The 21,822-nt window shown below is 65.9% G+C and carries 22 protein-coding genes; 8 read left to right on the top strand and 14 right to left on the bottom strand.

Going from position 1 to position 21,822, the window contains the following annotated elements; translation table 11 throughout:
* Window positions 1–77: 77 nt before the first annotated feature.
* Window positions 78–3,002, bottom strand: a complete 2,925-nt coding sequence (locus CYU59_RS02960) for an RND family transporter (RefSeq protein WP_292975724.1) — start codon at window positions 3,000–3,002, stop codon at window positions 78–80.
* Window positions 2,999–3,421, bottom strand: coding sequence for an MmpS family protein (locus CYU59_RS02955; protein ID WP_363113771.1), 423 nt, complete (start codon window positions 3,419–3,421; stop codon window positions 2,999–3,001). The genes CYU59_RS02960 and CYU59_RS02955 overlap by 4 nt, the downstream gene beginning before the upstream one ends.
* 270 nt (window positions 3,422–3,691) lie before the next feature.
* On the opposite strand from CYU59_RS02955, the gene CYU59_RS02950 reads away from it, so the two are divergent.
* Entirely contained in the window at window positions 3,692–4,384 is a 693-nt protein-coding gene (locus CYU59_RS02950) for a TetR family transcriptional regulator (protein WP_292975722.1), read from the top strand.
* A 13-nt stretch (window positions 4,385–4,397) separates the two neighbouring features.
* On the opposite strand, the gene CYU59_RS02945 is transcribed toward CYU59_RS02950, so the two are convergent.
* Together CYU59_RS02945 and CYU59_RS02940 are read right to left on the bottom strand one after the other, a co-directional pair.
* The gene (locus CYU59_RS02945; RefSeq protein WP_292975720.1) at window positions 4,398–4,904 is read right to left on the bottom strand and encodes a DUF5078 domain-containing protein; all 507 of its coding nucleotides are present in this window, start codon (window positions 4,902–4,904) and stop codon (window positions 4,398–4,400) included.
* Window positions 4,905–4,957: 53 nt separating this feature from the next.
* Entirely contained in the window at window positions 4,958–5,347 is a 390-nt protein-coding gene (locus CYU59_RS02940) for a PPOX class F420-dependent oxidoreductase (protein ID WP_292975718.1), read from the bottom strand.
* Window positions 5,348–5,442: 95 nt separating this feature from the next.
* Between CYU59_RS02940 and CYU59_RS02935 the strand changes: the two genes are divergently transcribed.
* A complete protein-coding gene (locus tag CYU59_RS02935) occupies window positions 5,443–6,297 on the top strand; it encodes a phytanoyl-CoA dioxygenase family protein (protein WP_292975716.1) in 855 nt (284 codons plus the stop codon).
* A gap of 39 nt (window positions 6,298–6,336) precedes the next feature.
* Window positions 6,337–6,990 (top strand): cutinase family protein, encoded by a 654-nt coding sequence (locus CYU59_RS02930; RefSeq protein ID WP_292975714.1) that lies wholly within the window; start codon window positions 6,337–6,339, stop codon window positions 6,988–6,990.
* Here the strand turns inward: CYU59_RS02930 and ligD are convergent, their stop codons facing one another.
* A complete protein-coding gene (ligD, locus tag CYU59_RS02925; RefSeq protein WP_292975712.1) occupies window positions 6,991–8,016 on the bottom strand; it encodes a non-homologous end-joining DNA ligase in 1,026 nt (341 codons plus the stop codon).
* A gap of 39 nt (window positions 8,017–8,055) precedes the next feature.
* Here ligD and CYU59_RS02920 point away from each other — a divergent pair, with 39 nt between their 5' ends.
* Together CYU59_RS02920 and CYU59_RS02915 are read left to right on the top strand one after the other, a co-directional pair.
* Complete coding sequence (locus tag CYU59_RS02920) at window positions 8,056–9,147, top strand: ATP-dependent DNA ligase (RefSeq protein WP_292975710.1); 1,092 nt, start codon at window positions 8,056–8,058, stop codon at window positions 9,145–9,147.
* Complete coding sequence (locus CYU59_RS02915; protein ID WP_292975708.1) at window positions 9,140–9,568, top strand: nitroreductase family deazaflavin-dependent oxidoreductase; 429 nt, start codon at window positions 9,140–9,142, stop codon at window positions 9,566–9,568. Before CYU59_RS02920 ends, CYU59_RS02915 begins: the two co-directional genes overlap by 8 nt.
* On the opposite strand, the gene CYU59_RS02910 is transcribed toward CYU59_RS02915, so the two are convergent.
* The gene (locus tag CYU59_RS02910; RefSeq protein ID WP_292975706.1) at window positions 9,565–10,797 is read right to left on the bottom strand and encodes a cytochrome P450; all 1,233 of its coding nucleotides are present in this window, start codon (window positions 10,795–10,797) and stop codon (window positions 9,565–9,567) included. The genes CYU59_RS02915 and CYU59_RS02910 overlap by 4 nt on opposite strands.
* A 94-nt stretch (window positions 10,798–10,891) precedes the next feature.
* Between CYU59_RS02910 and CYU59_RS02905 the strand changes: the two genes are divergently transcribed.
* Window positions 10,892–11,320, top strand: a complete 429-nt coding sequence (locus CYU59_RS02905; protein ID WP_292975704.1) for a lipoprotein LpqH — start codon at window positions 10,892–10,894, stop codon at window positions 11,318–11,320.
* Between the two features lie 4 nt (window positions 11,321–11,324).
* On the opposite strand, the gene CYU59_RS02900 is transcribed toward CYU59_RS02905, so the two are convergent.
* From CYU59_RS02900 to CYU59_RS02885, 4 genes are read right to left on the bottom strand one after another with little or no spacing between them, the layout of a single operon-like run.
* Window positions 11,325–12,230, bottom strand: a complete 906-nt coding sequence (locus CYU59_RS02900) for a haloalkane dehalogenase (RefSeq protein ID WP_292975702.1) — start codon at window positions 12,228–12,230, stop codon at window positions 11,325–11,327.
* Window positions 12,231–12,254: 24 nt separating this feature from the next.
* Window positions 12,255–12,737, bottom strand: coding sequence for an NUDIX domain-containing protein (locus tag CYU59_RS02895; RefSeq protein WP_292975700.1), 483 nt, complete (start codon window positions 12,735–12,737; stop codon window positions 12,255–12,257).
* Window positions 12,738–12,741: 4 nt separating this feature from the next.
* Window positions 12,742–14,103, bottom strand: a complete 1,362-nt coding sequence (locus CYU59_RS02890; protein WP_292975698.1) for a wax ester/triacylglycerol synthase family O-acyltransferase — start codon at window positions 14,101–14,103, stop codon at window positions 12,742–12,744.
* A 53-nt stretch (window positions 14,104–14,156) separates the two neighbouring features.
* A complete protein-coding gene (locus CYU59_RS02885) occupies window positions 14,157–15,449 on the bottom strand; it encodes a PE-PPE domain-containing protein (RefSeq protein WP_292975696.1) in 1,293 nt (430 codons plus the stop codon).
* A 101-nt stretch (window positions 15,450–15,550) separates the two neighbouring features.
* On the opposite strand from CYU59_RS02885, the gene CYU59_RS02880 reads away from it, so the two are divergent.
* A complete protein-coding gene (locus tag CYU59_RS02880; protein WP_292975694.1) occupies window positions 15,551–16,324 on the top strand; it encodes a DUF732 domain-containing protein in 774 nt (257 codons plus the stop codon).
* Window positions 16,325–16,343: 19 nt separating this feature from the next.
* Here the strand turns inward: CYU59_RS02880 and CYU59_RS02875 are convergent, their stop codons facing one another.
* The 4 genes from CYU59_RS02875 to CYU59_RS02860 all read right to left on the bottom strand — a co-directional run bounded on the left by CYU59_RS02875 (window position 16,344) and on the right by CYU59_RS02860 (window position 20,377).
* Window positions 16,344–17,075 carry a GAF and ANTAR domain-containing protein gene (locus CYU59_RS02875; RefSeq protein ID WP_292975692.1) on the bottom strand — a complete coding sequence of 244 codons (732 nt, stop codon included), beginning with the start codon at window positions 17,073–17,075 and terminating at the stop codon, window positions 16,344–16,346.
* A 73-nt stretch (window positions 17,076–17,148) separates the two neighbouring features.
* Window positions 17,149–18,486: a glycosyltransferase gene (locus CYU59_RS02870; RefSeq protein WP_292975690.1), complete on the bottom strand. Its 1,338-nt coding sequence runs from the start codon at window positions 18,484–18,486 to the stop codon at window positions 17,149–17,151.
* Window positions 18,487–18,497: 11 nt separating this feature from the next.
* Window positions 18,498–19,523 (bottom strand): glycosyltransferase, encoded by a 1,026-nt coding sequence (locus CYU59_RS02865; RefSeq protein ID WP_292975688.1) that lies wholly within the window; start codon window positions 19,521–19,523, stop codon window positions 18,498–18,500.
* Window positions 19,520–20,377, bottom strand: a complete 858-nt coding sequence (locus CYU59_RS02860) for a WcbI family polysaccharide biosynthesis putative acetyltransferase (RefSeq protein WP_292975738.1) — start codon at window positions 20,375–20,377, stop codon at window positions 19,520–19,522. Before CYU59_RS02860 ends, CYU59_RS02865 begins: the two co-directional genes overlap by 4 nt.
* 243 nt (window positions 20,378–20,620) lie before the next feature.
* On the opposite strand from CYU59_RS02860, the gene CYU59_RS02855 reads away from it, so the two are divergent.
* Window positions 20,621–21,622 (top strand): hypothetical protein, encoded by a 1,002-nt coding sequence (locus CYU59_RS02855; protein WP_292975686.1) that lies wholly within the window; start codon window positions 20,621–20,623, stop codon window positions 21,620–21,622.
* The last annotated feature ends 200 nt before the right edge of the window (window positions 21,623–21,822 follow it).

Here is a 21,822-nt window from a genome sequence, read left to right as displayed (position 1 = left end):
CTAACGTCAGTTTGGGCGATGACCATGACCGCTGAGTACCGCTGCCACGCGGTCCCCCTCCGCAGCGAAACGACTTGTCAGGCAGTAGGTTTCGGCAACGGTGCGGTGTGGGCATCGTCGCCCGAGCTCTGACCGAAGCTCTCACCGAGCAGCGATCGCACCGCGGGGCGCGGTCCGGTGGGCCGCAGCATGACGCTGGCCGGCCGTGGCCGCACCTTGATCGGCCACCAGAACCAGCGGCCGAGTAGCGCGGCGATAGACGGCGTCATGAACGATCGGACCACCAACGTGTCGAACAGCAGACCGAGGCCGATGGTGGTGCCCACCTGGCCGATGATCCGCAGGTCGCTGACGATCATGGACGCCATCGTGAACGCGAAGACCAGACCGGCGTTGGTCACCACCTTGCCGGTGCTGCCCATGGCCCGGATGATCCCGGTCTTCAGACCAGCCGGAATCTCCTCTTTCAACCGCGAAATCAGCAGCAGGTTGTAGTCGGATCCGACGGCGAGCAGCACGATCACCGACATCGCGAGCACCATCCAGTGCAGTTTGACGCCGAGGAAGTACTGCCAGACGAGCACGGACATGCCGAATGAGGCACCCAGCGATAGCGCCACCGTCCCCACGATCACCATCGACGCGATCAGGCTTCGGGTGATGATCAGCATGATGATGAAAATCAGGCAGAGCGAACCGATCCCGGCGATCATCAGGTCGTATTTGGAGCCGTCTTTCCAGTCCTTGAATGTCGCCGCGGTGCCGGCGAGGTAGACCTTGGCGTCCTCCAGCGGGGTGCCTTTGAGCGCCTCTTCGGCGGCCTCTTTGATCGAGGCGATCCGGGCGATGCCTTCGGGCGAGGCCGGGTCGCCGCGGTGCGAGATGATCAACCGCACCGCTTTGCCGTCCGGCGAGAAGAAGTTGTTCAGGGCTCGCTTGAAGTCCTTGTTCTGGAACACTTCTGGCGGCAGATAGAACGAGTCGTCGTTCTTGGCCTGGTCGAACGCATGACCCATCGCGTTCGCGTTGGAGCTCATGTCGTCCATCTGATTGAAGATGCCGGACATGGTGCTGTGCATCGTCAGCATCATGGTCCGCATGCTGTCCATGGTCTCGATCATCGGTGGGAAGTCGACGATCAACTGCGGCATCAGGTTGTCGAGCTGACTGAAGTCGTTGGTCAAAACCTGGAATTTGTCGTCGATTTCGTCGATTCCGTCGACGGCGTCGAAGATCGACCTCAGCGAATAGCAGATCGGGATGTCATAGCAGTGCTTCTCCCAGTAGAAGTAACTGCGGATCGGCCGCCAGGTGTCCTCGAAGTTCGCGACGTCGTCGCGCAATTCCTCGGTGACCGCCTGCATCTCCCGTGTCTCGCCGATCATCTTGTGCGTGATGCCGGTGAGCTGTTGCATGAGGCCGTACATGTGCCGCATGCGGTTCATGGTCTCTTGAAGGTCGTCGGCCTGCTTGAGCATGTCGTCCATGCGGGCCTTCTGGAACTTCATGATCTGCGTCTGCCCGGCGTTCTGCATGCTGAGCTGGAACGGGATCGAGGTGTGTTCCATCGCCGTACCCTCGGGGCGCGTAATCGACTGCACGCGTGAGACTCCGGGAACGCGGAAGATGCCCTTGGCCAGTCGGTCGAGCACCAGGAAGTCGGCCGGATCACGCAGGTCGTGGTCGGACTCGACCATCATGACCTCCGGCATCAACCGGGCTTGGGAGAAGTGCCGCTCGGCGGCGTCGTATCCCTGGTTGGCGGCGATGTTGTGCGGGATGTAAAGCCGGTCGTTGTAACTGGTCTGGTAACCCGGGAGGGTCAGCAGACCGATCAGGGCGATCCCGATCGACGCGGCGAGGATCGGCAGCGGCCAGCGGACGATCGCGGTGCCGACCCGTCGCCAGCCACGCGTCGAGATTCGTCGTTTGGGGTCGAACAACCCGAAGCGACCACCCACCACGATGACGGCCGGCACCAGAGTCAGCGCGACGGCGACCGCGACGACCATGCCCACCGCGCAAGGGACACCGATGGTTTGGAAGTAGGGCATCCGGCAGAAACTCAAACAGAAGGTGGCGCCGGCGATCGTCAGGCCGGATGCCAGCACGACGTGGGCGACGCCGTGATACGTGGTGAAGAACGCCTCTTCGCGAGTCTCGCCGTGCTGACGCGCCTCTTGATAGCGGCCGAAGAAGAAGATGGCGTAGTCGGTTCCGGCGGCGATGCCCAGTGACACCAGCAGGTTGACGGCGAAGGTGGACAGCCCGATCAGCTGGTGATAGCCGAGGAACGCGACTATGCCTCTGGCCGCGGTCAATTCGATGAACACGGTGATCAGCAGCAGCACCACTGTCCACACCGAGCGGTACACCAGCAGCAGCATGGTGAAAATCACCAGCATCGTGACCATGGTGATCTTGACCAGCGTGCTGTCACCGCTGTGGTGCATGTCCGATACCAGCGCCGAGGGTCCGGTCACGTAGGTCGTCAGACCCTTGGGCGGCGGCGTCCGGTTCACGATGTTGCGAACCGCCTCGATCGACTGCTCCGCCAGGGTCGTGCCCTGGTTGCCGGCGAGGTTCATCTGCACGTATGTGGCTTTGCCGTCCGGGCTTTGGGCACCCGGCGCCGTGATCGGATCACCCCAGAAGTCCTGCACGTGCTGGATGTGCGCCGGGTCGGCGCGCAACTGCTTGACGATGCTGTCGTAATACCGGTGGGCATTGTCGTCGAGCTTGGTGTCGCTTTCCAGCACCAGCATCGCGAAGTTGTCGGAGTCGGACTCCTTGAACTTCTTGCCCGTCAATTCCATCGCCTGCACCGACGGAGCGTCCTTGGGGCTCAAGGAAACCTGGCGTTCTTCGGCGACCTTCTCCAGCGGTGGCACGGTGACGGCCATCAGGATGATGACCCCGATCCAGGCGAGGATGATCGCCACCGCGTACCGACGGATCAGTCGCGGTCCCCGGGGCCTTTTGGCGCCTTCGACGGTGGTCATGCGCCCTTGAGAACGCAGTAGGTAAAGGCGTTCACCTCGCGCGAGACCCGCTCGGCTTTGACCACATCGTCGATGATGATGCGGCAGCCCAGGGTGTTGCTGTTACCTTGCGCCACAACGTTTCCGACCACTGATGCGGCCTTGGTCGTCATCTTGAGAGTCCAGGGCAGCTTCGCGCCGTCGACATGCTGCGGATCGGCGTTGGTGTCGAAGTAGCTGATGTCGGCCGTGGTGCCGGGTGTGCCGAACACCTCGTAGGTGATCCGCTTCGGGTTGAACGGCTTGCTGTCGTCGGTCGCGCTGTCGGAGTAGGCGGGACGCTTCTCAGAGCCGAAGATGCCGTGGATCCGGAAGACGGTGAATCCACCGAGACCGACCACGATCGCAATGACGAGCGGAATCCATGTCCGCTCCAACAGCCTGAGAATCGAAAACCCCTTTACCCGCTACCGGTGGGCGCCTCTACTCGGCGACGACCCAATTACACGAAGATATTCACCCGCTGATCGGCGGAGCGTCTCAGGGCGCTTGCGTGGGCCTCAGGGCGCCGCCGGACCCTGACGAGTAAACCACGCCCGCACCCCCGATAGTCGGCTCCTCACCCCGCCGGAACAGCGGTTCATTCATAACGCATGGTGTGTGCGTAAGCGGACGGTACCGGGTTCAGCAGCAGCCCGCAATGCGTCCGTGTGCGCTATCCTCGCGCGGTGCCGCAGCTCACCTTCCAGCGCGCCCGCACCGAGGACAAGAAGCGTCAGCGGGCGGCGGCGCTGGTCGAAGCCGCCCGCTCGCTGGCGCTGGAGTCCGGAGTCGCATCGGTCACTCTCACCGACGTGGCGCGCCGGGCCGGAGTGCACTACTCAGCCGTGCGCCGCTACTTCACCTCACACAAAGAGGTGCTGCTGAACCTCGCCGTCGAAGGCTGGTCACGCTTCTCGGAGACGGTGTGCGCCAGCCTGGCCGAGCCCGGACCGATGTCGCCGGCGCGGATCGCCGAGGCGCTGGCTCAGGGGCTGGCCGCCGATCCGCTGTTCTGCGACCTGCTCGCCAACCTGCACCTGCACCTCGAGCACGAAGTCGAGATCGACCGGGTGCTCGAACTCAAGCAGATCAGCAACACCGCCGTGCTCTCGCTGACCGAAGCGATCGAGAACGCACTGCCCGCGCTGGGACGCTCGGGAGCTTTCGATGTGCTGCTGGCGTCGTACTCGCTGGCGGCGCCGCTGTGGCAGATGGCCAACCCGCCGAAGCGACTGGCCGACGCCTACGCGAACCGGGCGGACGTCCCACCCGACTGGAAGATCGACTTCACCGCATCGCTGACGCGGTTGATCACCGCGACCTGTGTGGGTCTGCTGGCCGAGGCCGGCGAAGGCGGTTAACGCTGTCGGACTGTCAGAACCAATGCCACAGCGACATGTCGCCGCGCGGGTAGTTCATGCAGTTCTCGGTCTCGTGAGCGACGACGCCCTTGTTGTTGAAGAAGATCTTGAAGTGGTTGGGCCAGGCGAACCACAGCGGATCGCCACCGGAGCCCAACGGCGGGTAGAAGTTCGCCGAGTACTGCCTGCGATCCGCCGGCGACAGCCCGAAGAACCAGTGCGCCTTGTCGATGGTCGCCTGCTGGACATTCGGGTGGTTGTTGAAGTCGATCATGTAGCGCTGGTAGTACACCGGCGTGAAGTCTCGTGCGGCGGCCAGAACCTGCTCGGCGTCACATGACGTCGCGATCATCCGTCGCGGGATGGGGAAGTCGTCGGTCGAGTCGTTGTAGGTGCGGCCGGGACCGGGCTCCAGCTCAGGATCTGCCTGCGCCACCGGCGGGAAGACGGCGACAGCGGCACCGAACGCAAGCGCCGCAACGCCGGCGCGAATCACAGGGCTCAGGCGAGAAAGACGCATGCGGCTACTATAACGCTCCGATTACGGCAGCGCGCAACGGCTGGGTAGCTTGGCTAACCAACGGGCGGCGTGATCTCCAGCCCGACGTGGACCTTGTCGATTCCACCCCGCACGATCGAGTGCACGTAGAACCACGGGGCGTGGTACCAGTAGCGCTTCAGCACCGCGTTGTAGACCCGCCGGGTCTCTGATTTCGGCAGAATCCGGGCGACGCCCTCGACGGCGTCGCTCTTCGGCTTGCCCAGTGATCCGCTCTTGGCGAGCGTGACGCGGGGGGTGTTGTTGATCCGTTTGGTCTTCCACGACCCGTCGTCGGTGATCACCAACAGCTTGCCGTTGTCCGGCACGCCCCAGATTGCGGTCGGCTTCGGGCGACCGTCCTTGGTGAAGGTGGTCAGAAGGAGATATTTGGACTTGATGACGTCCGCAAAGGTGGTGGCCACGCCATATTTATAACCAATCGCCGAACGATCCGCCGAATGCGTGACGCGCACGCGGGGTCGGCTTACTGTGTCGTCAGAGCCGAGGACTGGTGCAGATGACCCCCGACGACAAGTCCGTCACGACACTGGAAGACCTTCGCAGCGATCTGGCGCTGCGCTACAAATGGACGCCCAGCGGTGGCACCGCGGTGGACCCCGCCGTGGTGGAGGCGGACGCGGCCGCGCTGGCCCGCGACGGTTACGTCGTCTGGGAGAACCTGCTGACCTCCGAGCAGTGCGACCAGATTCGCGATGAGGTAAAACCCTGGCTCGGGCACACCGGCCGCAACACCTTCGAGGGCCGCCGGACCCAGCGCATCTACAGCGTGCTGAGTCGCACGCGGATCTGCGACCCGGTGGTCGACCACCCGCGGGTGCTGGCCGCGCTGGACCGGTTGCTGATGCCCAACTACCTGCTCTCGGCCTTGCAGGCGATCAACATCCAGCCCGGCGAGGCGGCGCAGCTGGCGCACCACGACGACGGCTTCTACCCGATCCCCCGGCCCCGCGAGCCATTGGCGGCCGCCACGATCTGGGCGATCGACGACTTCACCGCCGACAACGGCGCGACGGTGCTCTACCCCGGCAGCCACCGCTGGGGTAAGCGACGGCCGGGCCCGGATGACGACGCGGTGCCGGTGGTGATGCCGGCCGGGTCGTGCGTCTTCTTCGTGGGCACGCTGTGGCACGGCGGCGGGGCCAACACCTCCGGCGCCGACCGGCTGGCCGTGACCGCCCAGTATTGCCAGCCATGGCTGCGGCCGATGGAGGCCTTCACGCTCTCGGTGTCGCGCGACATCGCCCGTTCGGTGTCCGACGACATCCGGCGAATGCTCGGCTACAGCATCCATCCGCCCTTCGTCGGCGCCGTCGACGGCCTGCACCCGCTGCGACTACTGGAAGACCGGTAGCGCGCACGCCGCAGACCACGGGATGGCAACATTCCCGTCATGACAAGTCGCAGCGCGGCCCGCATCGTTGCCGGTGCGCCACTGATGGTTTTCGCCTTTCTCACCGCCCCGGCAGTGATTTCCGGGGCCAATGGTCCCGCTGCCGCGGCCGATGACTGCCCGAACGCCGAGGTGGTATTCGCCCGGGGCACCGGCGAGCCGGTCGGACCCGGTGGACCCGGCCAGGCCTTCTACGACTCGCTGACCGCCCAACTGCCCGGCAAGACGATCAACCTCTACCCGGTCAACTACCCGTCGACCACCGACTACGTGAACAGCGCGCGCGCCGGCGCCGACGACGAGGTGGCGCACGTCCAGGCCACCGCCGCGGCCTGCCCGAACACCAAGATCGTGATCGGCGGATACTCACAGGGCGCCGGTGTCGCGGACATGACCAGCCACCGGCTGTCCCCGCAGGTCGCCAATCACGTTGCGGCCGTGGCGCTTTTCGGCAACCCGCAGAGCAGCTACTCAAAGAGCTTGTCGGACAGCCAGATTCCCGCGCTCGACCCGAGCTTCACCCCGAAGGCGATCGACATCTGCCTGCCGAACGACAACATCTGCGCCGAGGGTGGCAGCATCATCGCCCACCTGGGCTACGTCCCGGACGCGACGAACCAAGCCGCGACGTTCGTGGCCGGCAAGCTGCAGTAGCTAGCGCTTGCGGTCGGTATCTTTGCTCGGCTGAACACGTTTCGGCTCGCCCGGCATCTTCGGATAGTTGGGCGGGTACGGCAGATCACCGAGCCCGTTCTCCTCGTCGGCGGCAACCATCTCCAGTAGCGGCTCGATCGACTGTTCGGCCGAGTCGATCTCGGCCCAGGGGTCGTCCCGGTTGGCGACCAACGCGGCCGCGGTCGCGATCGTGTAGTCGTCGGGGTTGGCCGTTGCCAGCTCGTCCCAGCTCAGCGGCATCGACACGGTCCCGATCTGGGTGCGCCGCACCGAATACGCGGACGCGAACGTCCGGTCACGCGCGTTCTGGTTGAAGTCGATGAAGATCCGCTCACCGCGTTCCTCCTTCCACCACGACGTGGTCACCGCGTCAGGAGCGCGGCGCTCCACCTCGCGGGCCAGCGCGATGCCGGCCCGGCGGACCTGGATGAAGTCCCAATCGGCTTTGATCCGCAGGAACACGTGGATCCCCCGGCCGCCGGACGTCTTGGGATAGCCCACCAGCCCGAGTTCGTCGAGCAGCGGGCGCAACACCTCGGTCGCCACACTGCGCGCTTCGTCGAACCCGGTGCCCGGCTGCGGGTCCAGGTCGACCCGCAACTCGTCGGGGTGTTCGGCGTCCGGGCAGCGGACCTGCCACGGATGCAACGTGATGGTCCCCATCTGCGCGGCCCAGACGATCGCGGCCGGATGCGTCACCCGCAGCGCGTCGGCGGTACGGCCCGACGGGAAGGTGATCGTGCAGGTCTCCAGATAGTCGGGATGGTGCTTCGGGATGCGCTTCTGATAGATCTCCTCGCCGTCGACGCCGTCGGGGAAGCGCTGCAGATGCGTCGGCCGGTCCTTCAGCGAAGCCAGCATCGGGCCCGCGGCAACGGCCCGGTAGTAGTCGACGAGCTTTCGCTTGGTGCCCTCGGAACCCAGCTTCGGAAAGTAGACCTTGTCCGGGTTGGTCAACCGGACCGCGATCCCGTCGACGTCTATTTCCTCCGCTGGCGATGCCATCTTCCGATTCCAGCACAGGCGTTCGGACACAATGGGAAAATGGACTTGCCTGTCATGCCGCCGGTTTCGCCGATGCTGGCCAAATCGGTGAAGGTGATCCCGCCCGATGCGTCGTACGAGCCGAAGTGGGACGGGTTCAGGTCGATCCTGTTCCGCGACGGCGATCAGGTCGAGGTCGGTAGTCGCAACGAGAAACCGATGACCCGCTACTTCCCGGAGTTGGTCGCCGCGGCGGTTGCCGAGTTGCCGCAGCGCTGCGTGATCGACGGTGAGATCGTCATCGCCACCGACCACGGACTGGACTTCGAAGCGCTGCAGCAGCGCGTCCATCCGGCCGACTCGCGGGTGCGGATGCTGGCCGAGAAGACCCCGGCGTCGTTCATCGCCTTCGATCTGCTGGCTCTCGGCGACGACGATTTCACCCGCCGGCCGTTCACCGAGCGCCGCGCCGCGTTGCTGGACGCGTTGAGCGGGACGGGTCCGTCGATTCACGTCACGCCGGCGACGACGGATGTGGCTCTGGCGCAGCGCTGGTTCGACGACTTCGAAGGCGCCGGGCTCGACGGCGTGATCGCCAAACCGCTGACGATCACCTACCAGCCGGACAAACGCATCATGTTCAAGATCAAGCACGAGCGCACCGCCGACTGTGTGGTCGCCGGATACCGGGTGCACAAGTCCGGCCCCGACGCGATCGGCTCGCTGCTGCTCGGGCTGTACAAAGACGACGGCACGCTGGCGTCGGTCGGTGTGATCGGCGCCTTCCCGATGGCCAAGCGGCGCGAGTTGTTCACCGAAATGCAGTCGCTGGTAACCGATTTCGATGATCACCCATGGAACTGGGCCGCCCAGGAGGCAGGCGATCGCACCCCGCGCAAGAACGAGTTCTCCCGCTGGAATGCGGGCAAGGACCTGTCGTTCGTCCCGCTGCGTCCCGAGCGGGTGGTGGAAGTCCGCTACGACCACATGGAGGGTGAGCGGTTCCGGCACACCGCGCAGTTCAACCGCTGGCGGCCGGACCGGGAGCCGACCTCGTGCACCTACGCGCAACTCGACAACCCCGTGACGTTCAGCCTCGGCGATATCGTCCCGGGCCTGGGCGCAACCGGGAAGACTGGCGCACATGGCTGACGACTTCAACGAGCGCAACATCGCGGAGTTCCGCGCCAACCACGGCCGGGTGGGCGGCAACTTCGAGGGCGCACCGCTGGTCATCCTGCATACGGTCGGCGCGAAAAGTGGCGAGCCGCGGACCAACATCATGATGTATCTGGCCGACGGCGACCGGTACCTGATCTTCGCCTCGAAGGCCGGTGCCGACACGAACCCGGCCTGGTACTGGAATCTCAAGGCCAACCCGGACGCCCGGATCGAGATCGGCGACGACGTCGTCGACGTGCACGCCACCGAGTTGGAGGGCAAGGAGCGCGACGACAAGTACGCGCTACAGGCCGCGCGCTACCCGGGATTCGCCGACTACGAGGCCAAGACCTCGCGGGTGATCCCGGTGGTGGCGCTCACCGCGACGGGTCCGCCGCAGCCGCGCGACTAGATCTCGACGTCCAGCGAGGCCAGCCCGCGCAGCGTGACGTTGGGCTTGTAGACCGGGTCGCCGGCCAACCGGGCATGGGGGAAACGCGTCGTCACCGCGGTCAGCGCGACCGCGGCCTCCAGGCGGGCCAGCGGCGCACCCAGGCAGTAATGCAGTCCGCGTCCGAAGGACAAGTGGCGGAACGCTTTTCGGTCGGGGTCGAACACCGCGGGCCGGTCGAACTCGGCCGCGTCGTGCTGGGCGGCGGCCAGCAGCAGCAGCATGGTGTCGCCCTGGGCCACGTCGGTCTTGCCAATTGTCATGTCATCGGCGGCAATTCGCGCGACCAGATGCACCGGAGGGTCGTAGCGCAGCGTCTCCTCGATCACGGCCGATGCGCGCTGCGGGTCGGCGGCCAGCGCGGCCCACTGTGCCGGCTCGCGCAACATGGCCAGCATCGCGTTGGCGATCAGGTTCACCGTGGTCTCGTGCCCGGCGATCAGCAACAGGCTGCACGTCGAGACGATCTCTTCCTCGGCCAACTGGTCGCCGGACTCTTCGACCGCGATCAACCTCGACATCAGGTCGTCGCCGAGATGCTTGCGACGCTGATCGATCAGGTTGTGCAGATATCCACGCAGCCACTGGGCGGCCGCTATCCGCTGGTCGATGCCCTCCATCGGTTCGCCGGTGGCCGCGAAGAAGGGGTCGAGCGCCTGCGCCAGCAGCGCGGAGGCCCTGCTGAACTCCGCTTCGTCCTCGATCGGCACCCCGAGTAGACGGCAGATCACGTTCACCGGAAGCGGGTGCGCCAGATCGTCGACGGCATCGAACCGGCCCTGTTCGGCGACGCGGTCGAGCATTCCGTCGACCAGTTCGGTGATGCGCGGCGCCAGCTCGTTGACCACCTTGGGCACGAAGGCCTTGCTGACCAACTTGCGCAGCCGGGTGTGATCGGGGGGATCGAGGAACAGGAACATCGGCGGCACATCCGATTGCTGTGCCTGGCCGTCGGCGAGCATGCGTTGCACCATCGCCGACTTGTTGCGGTCGACCGACGACGCCGGGTGCCGCAACGCGTCGTCGCAGTCGCGGAACGAGGAGAAGATGGTGAGGTTGCCGTCGGGCAGCGGCATCGGCCCGCATTCGCGGAATTGCTCGTAGACCGCGTAGGGGTTGGCCCGGTTCGCCGGGTCCAGAAGCTGCAGCAGAAGTTCCTGCGGGCCGGCGACGCTCGACGTGGCAGACATATTTGCATTGTGCAGGTTTCAAAGAACTTGCAGGTAGCTACGGTCTTACGGGGACGGTGACGCATTTGTGCGGGCGCCGGGTTAGGTTCTGTCTGTGAACAAAGGCGTGTGTACCGTCGCCGCCGCTGTGCTGTTGCTCAGTGGCTGCTCCGACAAGGCGGCGACTCCGCCCCGCGGGGTGCTGCCGCCGGGCACCGCGGTGCTGTCGATCGACGGCAGAGACGTGGGCAAGACGTACTCGGTGAGCTGCCAGACGGTGGACTGGATGACGCGGATCCACACCGACCTGCATGCATCGAAGATCAGCGCGATGCTGTCCAACGCCACCAAGCTGAAGGCCGAGTTCGTCCGGTTCCGCGACGTCGACGGCTTTACCGGCTCCTACGAGCACACACTCCAGGGCGAGGCCTCGGTCACGATGACCGGCGCGACGTACCACATCACCGGGGCGGCGTTGGGGTTCAACGACGCCGAGCGAACCCGCCTCAAAGCGGAGACGTTCACGATCCACGTGTCGTGCTGAGGATTCAGCCGCCGAGGAAGTCCACGACGTATCCCGCCAGCTCCTGGCCGGCGTCCTCCTGCAGGAAGTGCCCGGCGTTGCCCACCACCGGGTGATCGATGCCCTGCGCGCCGGCCATCTCGCGCTGCAGGATCGGCGCCATCCCGCCGGTGATCGGGTCGCCGTCGCTGAACGCGACCAGCATCGGCGTCGTACTCGCGGTCAGCGTCGCCCAGGCCGATCGATTGGCCGGTGCCGCGGGATCGTCCGGGGAAGTCGGCACCAGGCCCGGCATGGCCCGTGGTCCCGCGCAGTAGGTGTCGTCGGGAAACGGTGCGTCGTAGGCCGCGCGGACCTCGTCGCTCATCGGACGGCGGCAACCGCCCTGCACGAACCGGCCGACGTCGATCGACGGCGCAGTCTGGATGGCCTGGCGGAATTGCCACCAGATCTCCGGCATCGGAATGTCACCGGTCGGCAGGCCGGTGTTGGCGACCACCAGTCGGCTGAACCGGTCTGGGTGTTCGGCGGCCAGCCGCAGCCCGATCAGGCCGCCCCAGTCCTGCCCGACCAGCGTCACCCCCCGCAGGTCCAGCTTGTCGAACACCAGCTCGCGCACCCACTCGACGTGGCGCGCGTAGCTGTGGTCCTCGATGCGGGCCGGCTTGTCCGATCGACCGAAACCGACCAGGTCCGGGGCGATGACGCGATGTCCGGCCGCGGACAGCACCGGGATCATGGTGCGGTACAGATAGGACCACGACGGCTCGCCGTGTAGCAGCAGCACCGGGTCGGCATCGGCCGGGCCATCCTCCACCCAGGCCATCCGCAGCGTGCCACCGTCGGCGTCGGAAACGTCGGAATAGCGTGCGGCATAAGGGAACTCGGGTAGCGCGGTAAAACGGTCTTCAGGGGTGCGCAGCGTCTGCATGGGAGTGAAGATACGCCAGCCCGTTCAGCTCTCGGCCAGATCGGCCAGCTCCGGGGCTGCCATCAGTTGGTCGAGCAGTGGGAGCTGACCCTTCAGCAGCTTGGCCCTGGCCTGCGCCACCGGGAACCACTCGACCCGGTCGACCTCCGGGAACGACTTCATTTGCCCTGAGCCCCTTGGCCATTCGAGCTCGAAGGTGTTACTGCGGGTGTCGGAAACGTCAAGATCCGCGAGCACCGCGAATGCGGTGACGATCTTGCCGCCGGATTGTCTGACCGGGGCCAGGTCGATGCGCGGGCCGGACGGTGGCGCGCAGCCGACCTCTTCCTCGAATTCGCGTTGCGCGGCGGCCCACGGGTCTTCGTGCTCGGGGTATTCGCCCTTCGGTATCGACCATGCGCCGTCGTCCTTGCGCGCCCAGAACGGTCCGCCCGGGTGCGCGATCAGGACGTCGACGGCGCGGTCGCGCACGCGGTAGAGCAGCAGGCCCGCGCTGAGCTTGGGCACGACGTCACACCCCGACTGCGCGTTCCAGATCCTTGAGTGAGGTTTCAAGGTGGCCGAGCAGCCGCTGCAGGTGCGGCACGCTGCGCCGGCAGCCGACCAGGCCGAAGTCGATGTTGTCGGCGTTGTTGACCATGGTGATGTTGAGCGCCTGACCGTCCAGCGCGATCGACAGCGGGTAGTTGCCGTCGAGGCGGGCGCCGTTCCAGTACATCGGTTTGGTCGGTCCCGGCACGTTGGAGATGACGATGTTGAAGGCCGGCGGTGCCGTGGTGGCGAGACCCGGCACGGCGGACAGTCCCAGTGGCGCGATCAGAGCTGCGGACAGCGCATAGGCCTGCAGCTTCGGCAACTCCGAGAACACCTGTTTGTTGCCCCGCATCGACGCGCTGATGGTCTCCAGTCGCTTGGCCGGGTCTTCGACGTTGGTGGCCAGGTTGCACAGCAGCGCGGCGACCTGGTTGCCGCCGCTGTCGGCCTCGTCGTCGGAGCGCATGCTCACCGGCACCATCGCGATCAGCGGGGCGTCGGGCAGCGACTGCTCGTCCTGCAGGTAGTGGCGCAACGCACCGGAGCACATGCCGAGGATGACGTCGTTGAAGGTGACACCGGCGGCGACTTTGATGGCCTTGAGCCGGTCGATGCCCCAGGACTGGGCGGCGACCCGTCGCGCCCCACCGATCGGCACGTTGAACATCGTGCGTGGCGCAGCGAACGGCAATGTCAGCTGCTGCTCGAGCAGCGCGGCCCGGGCCAGCGACCACGTCGACGGACCATATGCCGCAATGGATCCCGCGATTTTGGACAATCCCGGTCGCCCGGCCTTCTCGACCTCTTTGCGGTGGCGGCGCGGCAGATCCCAGATCGCCTTCATCTCGGTGTCGTCAGGGTCGGCCGACAACGTCCGCTGCATGAGCCGCAGCGCCGAGACGCCATCGATCAGCGAGTGGTGGAACTTGCTGTAGACCGCGAACCGGCCGTCGTTCAGTCCCTCGACGAAGTGGGCTTCCCACAGCGGCCGGTGCCGGTCGAGTAGACCGCTGTGCCACCGCGAGGTCAGCTCGAGCAGCTCGCGAACCCGGCCGGGCGTGGGCAGTGCGGAGCGCCGCACGTGGTAGTCGATGTCGACCTCATCGGGGTCGTCATAGGTCCACGCGACGTTCGGGACTCCGCCGAATGTCCATGCCGGGTGCTTTCGGAAGGTGGGCTGGAAATCGGTGTTGGCGACCAGCGCGTCGCGCATCTCGCGGGCGAACTCCGGCCCGGCGCCCTCCGGCGGTTCGAACAACTGCAACCCGCCGACGTGCATCGGGTGCTCGCGCGACTCGATCGTCAGAAACACCGAGTCGAGCGGACTCATCAATTCCATGAACTCATCTAAGGCGCTACCGGCGGGCGGGGCGTCCGAATCCGAGAATCAATTCAACTTGTGAACATTCCGCCGAGCGATCCGACCAGCCCGAGAACAGGGTCGAGCAGATTCTGCTGGATGCCGGTGAGATCCAACAGGTTCTGGATCTCCGCTCCGATCGGCCCCTCGATGTCGATGAAGGCCGTGAACGGGTTGAAGGCGTCGTTGAGATCGGAGACGAACTGGTAGTAAGGCACCCCGATGGTCTCCTCGGACCAGGCTTGCGCCTCGTCGAAGAAGGACTCCAGCTCGTCGAATCCGGGCAGCTCGGCGCCGAACAGCGCGAAGGCGTTATTGGCGCCCTGAGCCACCCCGTTGGCGAATTGGAGGGTGAACGTCACCGGGTCGAGGGTGGGAACGAGTTCAGCGGGTGTCGGCTCGCTGAACGGAACCGAACGGTCATAACCGGCCTCGACGAGCACCTGAAGCGCCGGCTGGAAGATCTTGAGCACGGGTTCGGGCACACCGAGGCTTCGGAGCGGTTCGAGCAGCGGCAGGGTGTTGGCGGGAATGAAATAGAAGGTGGTGTCGCCTTCGACCTGCCTGACGACCTCGGTCGACCCGAGCACGTACTGGTCGGCGAATTGCGCGTCCAGCGGAGGCAGCGGATCCGACGGCGGCCAGATCGCCGGAACCTCGTACGGCAGTGGACCGTTGCCGTATCCGGCGTGGGCGTAGAAGAAGCCCAGCAGAGCGTTGGCGTCGGACACCAGGTTGACCGGATACTGCGGGAAGTCGGCCACGGCGTCGTACTGGTTGGCGATGTCGATGGTGGTGATGCCCGCGTTGGTCGGCTCGGCGCCGTTGAAATCGAAGCCCGGTGCGCCCGGGATGACGAGTCCGGCGAAGCGCTCCAGGAAGCCGCCGTCGGGCCGGTTGCCGGACCCGAGCAGCAGGAAGGTGACATCGGGCCGGGAGTCCGGCTCGAGTTGCATCAGAAGCAACTTCTCCTGAACCGCAATCTGGGCGCTCTGCGAATAACCCTCGACCAGGTAGGGCTGGCCGGCGGGCTGAGCATCCATCGCGGCCTGCAGGTTGGCCAGACCGACCGGAATCGACGTGCTGGCAGCCGATTCCGGAGTAGGGACCAGAACCGAGGTGTAGTCCTGACCGGTCGCGGGATTGATGTAGTCGGTGATGATGGTGTCTCGCCAGAACTCGCTGGGCGTCGGCATCCCGGTGCCGCCCATCATCAACGCATTCAACGGGTCTGCGTCCCCGCTGTCCGCGTGCGCAGGCGCGCACCAGATCGCGCCCAACGCAGCAGTCGCGAACAGCCCACCGAGCAACCGTCGAGAATTCAAGCCTTCACTGTGCCGCACGGGCCGCGAATTGGGAGCGAGTCGGACAGATTTTCCGACTGGTAACGCCAACCCGAGACACCGCTTGGCCCTAAGCTCTTGGGATGCGCGACCGGGAGACAATCGACTCCGAATTACGCCGCGTCGCCGCCGAGCTCCGCTCGATCCGCGAGCGTGGTGGTCTGCCGTCCAGCCAACAAGTGGACGCGCTTCTCGACGAACGCCTCGGCCATCCGGTCGAAGTCATGAGCGACACCGCGGTTCTCGACGAGATCCTGGCGCCCTTCGTCGACACCGTCGACCGGCCGCGGCGGCGGCGCCGTGGCCGGCTGCTCCGATTCGCGTTGCGTGCGGCGGTGCCGCTGTCGGTGCTCGCCATGGCCGCGATGCTGGTGGCGATGTTCACCCTGCACCGGCACCACCGGCCGGTCGAACCAGTGGCCACCCCGGTGTCCGACGAGCGGGTGAGCCCGGTGCCCGCGCCGGCTCTGCATCCGCCGTCGGCTCCCCCGACGCCCGCCGACATCGCCGAGAAGGCGATGGTCGATGCCTTGCAGCAGGAGGGCGTGCCGGTGCCCAGCCGCGACTACGCCGCGACGCAGGGGCACGCCGTCTGCGACTTCCTCGGCAGGCAACCCAACTTCTCCGACGCCACCCAATTCGTGCAGCGGTCCACGATCTGGGACAACCAGCAGAGCGCCGACTTCGCCGCGGCCGCCGTCGTCACCTACTGCCCGCAGTTCGAGGCGACGACGAACTCTCAGGCGCAGCAGACGATGCAGAAGTCAGAGACCACCCTGCAAACCATCGAGGGCGATCTGCAGGGCATCAACCGCGATCTCGAGGGCATCAAAGACGGCCTGCACGGCGGAGCCTGATCCTCTCTCGGCTGTCGACTCAGGCCGGGAGCTTGTTCTCGAACTCTTCGACCACGAACTTCGCGACCTCGGCAAGCTTGATGTTGGTCTCCTGCGACGCCTTGACCATGATCGAAAACGCCTTCATGCCGCTGATCTGATCGCGGACCATGAGGATGCCCTTGGCTTGGCCGATCGTGTCGCGGCTGGCGATCGCGGCGTGCAACTGCTCCTGCGCCGCCGCCCCGGCCAATGCGACAGCGGCGTGTTGGGCCAGGACTTCGCCGACCATGATCGCCTCGTCGTCGAACATGTCAGGGAGGGGTCCGTAGATCGTCAGGACGCCCAGCACTTCACTCTCGACGAACAATCGAAAGACCATCAGACAACGCACGCCGAGACCGGTGGCCGCCTCGACGAAGCGGGGCCAACGGGATTCGCGGGTCAGATCGGGCACGACCAGGGTCTCGAGGCCGGACAGCGCAGCGATCGCCGGACCCTCTGCGAGCTCGTTCTGCAACTCGTTCAACGACCGGGAGACGTCGTCGCTGGGCACCTGCGCCAGCACCGTCTTGCCCCGGACGTGCGCGACACCGGCCCAGCTGATTCCGGGCAACAGTTTCACCGCGGCATCGATGACCGTGTTCAGCACGTCGACCGAGCCGTCTTGAGCCTGCATCTGGATCGCCAAATTCCCCAGCGCAGTTGCCAACCCGATTCGATCTTGCGGTGAGGGCATCATCCGGTCACTCGATTCCGGCTGCGTCGACATAAGGCAAACCCCCGAAGATTGCGGCAGAAGTCGGCTGGGGCTGAACCGTCAGCAAACGATATAAGGCGATCGCTCAGCACGGATGATCGGGGGCGACTTCGACCAACCTCAGAGCATCTCCCGGGACGTCGTGGGTGACGCTCATCAGCGCCGCATCGGCCGGTACCGACGTTCGAACATCTCCGGTGCTCCAGCGCAACCGTCGGTTCAGCGCCCAGGACGCCGAACACGTGACGCTCACGCGGCCCGCCTGGGCAGTGACGACCCCGACGCCTGATTCGTTGCACAGCGATACCAGTTCGCGAACCGCAGCACGAGGAAGCGAGATACGACCGGCAACGGTGATGACCAGCCGGCAGCGCCGCAGCACCGATTCTGGAATCGGGCCGACTCGAATTCGCGGGTCGGTCAGCATCAGTTCTCCGAGCAACTGCTGAGCGCGCTGTCCGTGCACCCACATCCCCACGTCGAGTTCGAGGAAGCATCCGATGGTCGCGAGCAACGACCCTGGACCGTGCTCGTCGGCGGCGATGTCGACCACCACTTCGGGGATCTCGTACGTCAGCCCCGGGACGCGCGCATCGGGATCGGGTACCACGCGGACCACCGACAGGGCTTCGGTGTTCTTCACCCGCGCCCGCTCTTCCATTTCGCGAAGGGCCCAATCCGGCCCGCAGTGCCAGGCCACCGCGTCGCGGTCGTGCTTGAGCACGGCGCCGAGCATCATCGCGCGATGCGCGAAATCCCAATCCTCGCCGCCATACTGGACGAAGCTTTCGTCGAATCCACCGACGCTGTGGAACAACTCCGCGCTGCAGCACATCACCGAGCTGATGATGTAGCGATAGCTGCTGCCGACGATGTCGAGGAGGTCGCCGCTGCGCCGGTATCCGTCACTGAGCCAGAGCGGCTCGTCGAACTCGGTCGGCGCCGGGCCGCCATTCCACCAAAGCTCCAACCGGTGCGGTGTCCACCCGGAGAAGTCCGCGTGGCGTCGCCGGCCGACAACCAGGGCATCGGGACACAGTGACGGCAACGCCGTGATGCGGCGAATGTAGTCGCGCTCGGGAATGGTGTCGGCGTCGAGAAAACACAACACCTCCGCCGTCGCGGCTGCCGCGCCGAGATTTCTGGCCGCGGCCGCCCGAAACCCTTGATCTGGTTGCCGCACAACGCTGACCGGTATTCGCGAGGCGGGTATCACCGGAGGCTCGTCCGAGCCGTCGTCGGCCACCACGATCTGGAGCAGTTCGACCGGGTAGTTCTGGCAATCGAGAGCGGCCAACACCAGGGTCAGCTCGTGCGGCTGGTTGTAGTAAGGAACGATCACAGCAACCGAGGCCGACCGCGGTGGCATGTCCGACAGCAGGTCCCACCGGTTGCCGGGAACGGTAAACCGTCCGTCGCTCAACGGGATTGGCCTCACCACCGGCCTGCCTGGAGTATCTCGGCGTACGCAGCGGCAGCCTCCGACGGACTCGGCTGCAGCGCGGTGCCACCAGTCAGCCACGTGCTTGCCGGGCACGCCAGGGCATCGTGAATAGCTGCGCGCAGGCCAGCGGGATTGTCCGGAAACAGGTTCAGGCAGCCCGGATTACGCCGTTCGACCTCCGCGGTGTAGCGAGTCAGCGGAGCGAGCGGACGACGTCCCGCCGCCAGCCAACTGTTGAGCGAGCCGGAGGCCGAGAAGCGGCGGTGCGCGATGATCGGCACGGTGATCGCGCGTAGCGCCGGCAGGAGATCGGGCTCGTCGATGTGGCCGGTCACGCGGACAGGGCGGCGACTGCGCGCTGCCAGGCGCTGCAAATCGGTGATGAGCGCCTCATGACCGGGCGAGGCGGCACCGAGGACGCGCAGTTCGACGCTGCTCGGCAGCCCCTCGGCGCCGGCGATGACCTCCTCGTATCCCTTGCCCGGGTAGACGAAGCCGAACACGCCCAACGTCAGCGACTGCCCATCGGACGGGATCGCCCCGATCTCGGCGCTCTTTGTGATGGGCAGGGGGACGACGCGGATGTCAGCGTGTTCGATTCCGTTTTCTCGCATCAGGTCTCGTTCGTGCTCACTGCACACCACTACCCGGTCGGACAGCGAAGCCACGGTCTGGTAGGCCTGCACGCGCGCCGGATAGGACTCACCGTCGGATGGCTGCGGCAGGTCGTGCAGGGTGACCGTCAACTTCGCCCCGAGACCGGTCACCTCACCGGCAAAAGCACTGAAGGCCGACATCGCTGCCGCAGGCGTCGCGCCGAATAGTCGATCGGTGAACTGGAGATGGACCATCGAACTCTGGGCCCCGATGCGCCTGGGCAGCGCCGCCACCGTCGGCGCCCACACCAGGGCCGCAGCGCGCGTGTGCCGTCCGAGCGCCTCGTGCAGTTCGAGGCCGAATCGCACCACCCCGTGCCGACGCGCTCCCACCACAATCTGGGTTATCGGCGCTGTCACGTGGATGCGCCGATCAAACCCAGGGTCTGCATCGTCTTTCGATGCCGACGCACCGTGACGTCGATGAACTCGGGGTACCGCCGATACCAGTCGATTTGAGTCGCGTGGACGTCCTGCGGATCGAGTTCGACGCCCTGTAGGCGCCACTGCGGGCGCGGTGTCGCGGTTATCCCCAGCGCAGCGATGACCCTTGGTTCGAGCGGCGCGTATGCCGAGCCGAGGAGCGGACCGCCGTCGATGGGCGCAAGCGTGTCGGGCAAGTCGCACAGTGCGAGCACGCGTCGCGCCAACTCACGCAACGTCGAATCACCGGGATGGTTGATGGTGTGTGCAGCGTCTGCGCCGTAGGTCGCGATGGCGTCTGCAATGCCGACGTCGGTGTCGCGCTCCCGCCGGGCAAGATCACTGCGACTGGCGGCGGCGGCGGTGCGTATCTGGTCGTCGCTGACGTCGATGTCCCACTCGTCGTCGGCGGCGGCGCCTCTGCACGCGGCAGCAACGGTTCTCAAGTCGTGATACGGCACACCGGGAGGTGTGATCGACCGATCGGCGGGGTGGCGTGCAATTGCCTGGAACGGATAGAGACCGGCGTAGCGAATCACCGGCCAGCGGTACGCTGCGGCACCGGTCGGGAGCCGCCGAATCAGGTCAGCTGTACCGATCGGCAGGTCGCGATAGTGCTGCCGTACCGGCTGGCTCAGGAGCACGGCGGTCTGGCGGAGCAGTGCGTCCACGAAAGGTAAATCGCTCGACCGTATTTCGTGGACCGGTGGAACGCGAACAGTTCGATAGGGGCGGTCGGGCACCGCGTCGAGCAACAGGCGAAGCGCCTCGGCCTGGCAATTTCCCCACACCAGCCACAGCGGCCGGTCCCGATCCTCCGTCGTCGACGAAGCTCGATAGAACTCGCCGTAGTGGCGGCGACGGCCAGGATCCGGACACACGTCGCAGGGGTAGCCGTCAGCGGCGAATGATATACCTCAGCGTGACGTGATCGTCGAGTCAGCGGCGAATTGAGCTGCCTAGTTCGTCGATCGGAGGCTTGCATCGTGATTCGCGTTGCATCTGTGCCGGCGGACCACCCCTATGTGAGGGCGATGACCGACGCCGATGACGTCGCGGTGCTGCCCGATCCGCAGCCGTTGGGCGTCACCGCGCCAGGACAGTGGTGGCCGCCGCGCTGGCTCGAGCCGGACTACCTGCGCAGTCGCGTCAGCGAGATCGACGTTTTGCATGTGCATTTCGGTTTCGAGTCGACGCCGACCAGCCTGCTCTCGGCGGTAGGTGCGACCGCGAGGGCAAACGGGGTGCCGCTGGTTTTGACCGTTCACGATCTGCACAACCCGCATTTTCTCGACGCCGGTCCACACCACAGACAACTCGAGACCCTGGTCTCGGCGGCCACGGCGGTCATCACGTTGACCAGCGGTGCCGCGGAATTCATTGCCGCACAATGGCATCGCGAAGCGGTGGTGCTACCGCACCCACATTTGCTGCCGCTGGCCGACGTCGGCGCACCGCGCGCACGTCACCGCGACCCGGTGGTCGCCGTCCACGCGAAACACTTACGCGCCAACGTCGATCCGTGGCCGCTGCTCGACGCACTGACCGATGGAGATATCGGAGCGAAAATCCGCCTCGACCTGGATGACACCGTGTTCTCGTCGCCGCGCTGCCACGATGTGCCCGAGCGAATCGCGCATCAATCAGCACGCGGCGTCGATGTACGGGTTCACCCGCCTTTCAGCGACGCAGGTCTGCGGGACTACCTGCACGAGATCGACGTGCTGGTCCTGCCCTACCGGTTCGGCACGCACTCGGGCTGGGTGGAGCTCTGCCACGACGCCGGTGTGCGCGCGGTCGTGCCGGACTGCGGCTTCTTCCACGAGCAACACCGCTCACCGACTTTCGGGTTCGACACGCATCGGCTGGACCGACCGACCCTGCTGGAGGCTGTCCGCACCGCGCTCGGCGATGTCCGCGCTGATGATGGCCGGGAGAATCCGGCCCGGCGCCAGGAGCGCGCCGCCGAAAGTCGTCGCGTGCAGCGCGAGCTGGTCGGAATCTACCGCCGCGCGATCGACGAGTGCTCCGCCTGAGCGGGCGCGGACGCGTCGAAGGGTGGCCGACCCGTCAACACGCGACGACCAGGCCGGAACCACGTCGAGAAGATATGGCGGTGGCGGAGGTGTGTGAGTTCATGACATAGGTGACAGATGAGTCGCGTCATGGGTTACATCAGCGATGACCGGTGATGAGTCGGGTCATAGGTGACAGTCATGGCTCATGTCGAAAGCGC

This window comes from Mycobacterium sp. (genome assembly GCF_002863225.1).
Taxonomy (GTDB): Bacteria; Actinomycetota; Actinomycetes; order Mycobacteriales; family Mycobacteriaceae; genus Mycobacterium.
Note: the sequence above shows the minus strand (reverse complement) of the source record. Positions and strands in the feature narration are given on the sequence as shown.

Coding starts and splice junctions, on each gene's coding strand:
- CYU59_RS02935 (WP_292975716.1), top strand. CDS start 5,443: ATGACCCCCGACGACAAGTCCGTCACGACACTGGAAGACCTTCGCAGC.
- CYU59_RS02900 (WP_292975702.1), bottom strand. CDS start 12,230: ATGCAGACGCTGCGCACCCCTGAAGACCGTTTTACCGCGCTACCCGAG.
- CYU59_RS02880 (WP_292975694.1), top strand. CDS start 15,551: ATGCGCGACCGGGAGACAATCGACTCCGAATTACGCCGCGTCGCCGCC.
- CYU59_RS02875 (WP_292975692.1), bottom strand. CDS start 17,075: ATGTCGACGCAGCCGGAATCGAGTGACCGGATGATGCCCTCACCGCAA.
- CYU59_RS02910 (WP_292975706.1), bottom strand. CDS start 10,797: ATGTCTGCCACGTCGAGCGTCGCCGGCCCGCAGGAACTTCTGCTGCAG.
- ligD (WP_292975712.1), bottom strand. CDS start 8,016: ATGGCATCGCCAGCGGAGGAAATAGACGTCGACGGGATCGCGGTCCGG.
- CYU59_RS02915 (WP_292975708.1), top strand. CDS start 9,140: ATGGCTGACGACTTCAACGAGCGCAACATCGCGGAGTTCCGCGCCAAC.
- CYU59_RS02855 (WP_292975686.1), top strand. CDS start 20,621: ATGACCGACGCCGATGACGTCGCGGTGCTGCCCGATCCGCAGCCGTTG.
- CYU59_RS02890 (WP_292975698.1), bottom strand. CDS start 14,103: ATGGAATTGATGAGTCCGCTCGACTCGGTGTTTCTGACGATCGAGTCG.
- CYU59_RS02920 (WP_292975710.1), top strand. CDS start 8,056: ATGGACTTGCCTGTCATGCCGCCGGTTTCGCCGATGCTGGCCAAATCG.
- CYU59_RS02930 (WP_292975714.1), top strand. CDS start 6,337: ATGACAAGTCGCAGCGCGGCCCGCATCGTTGCCGGTGCGCCACTGATG.
- CYU59_RS02945 (WP_292975720.1), bottom strand. CDS start 4,904: ATGCGTCTTTCTCGCCTGAGCCCTGTGATTCGCGCCGGCGTTGCGGCG.
- CYU59_RS02960 (WP_292975724.1), bottom strand. CDS start 3,002: ATGACCACCGTCGAAGGCGCCAAAAGGCCCCGGGGACCGCGACTGATC.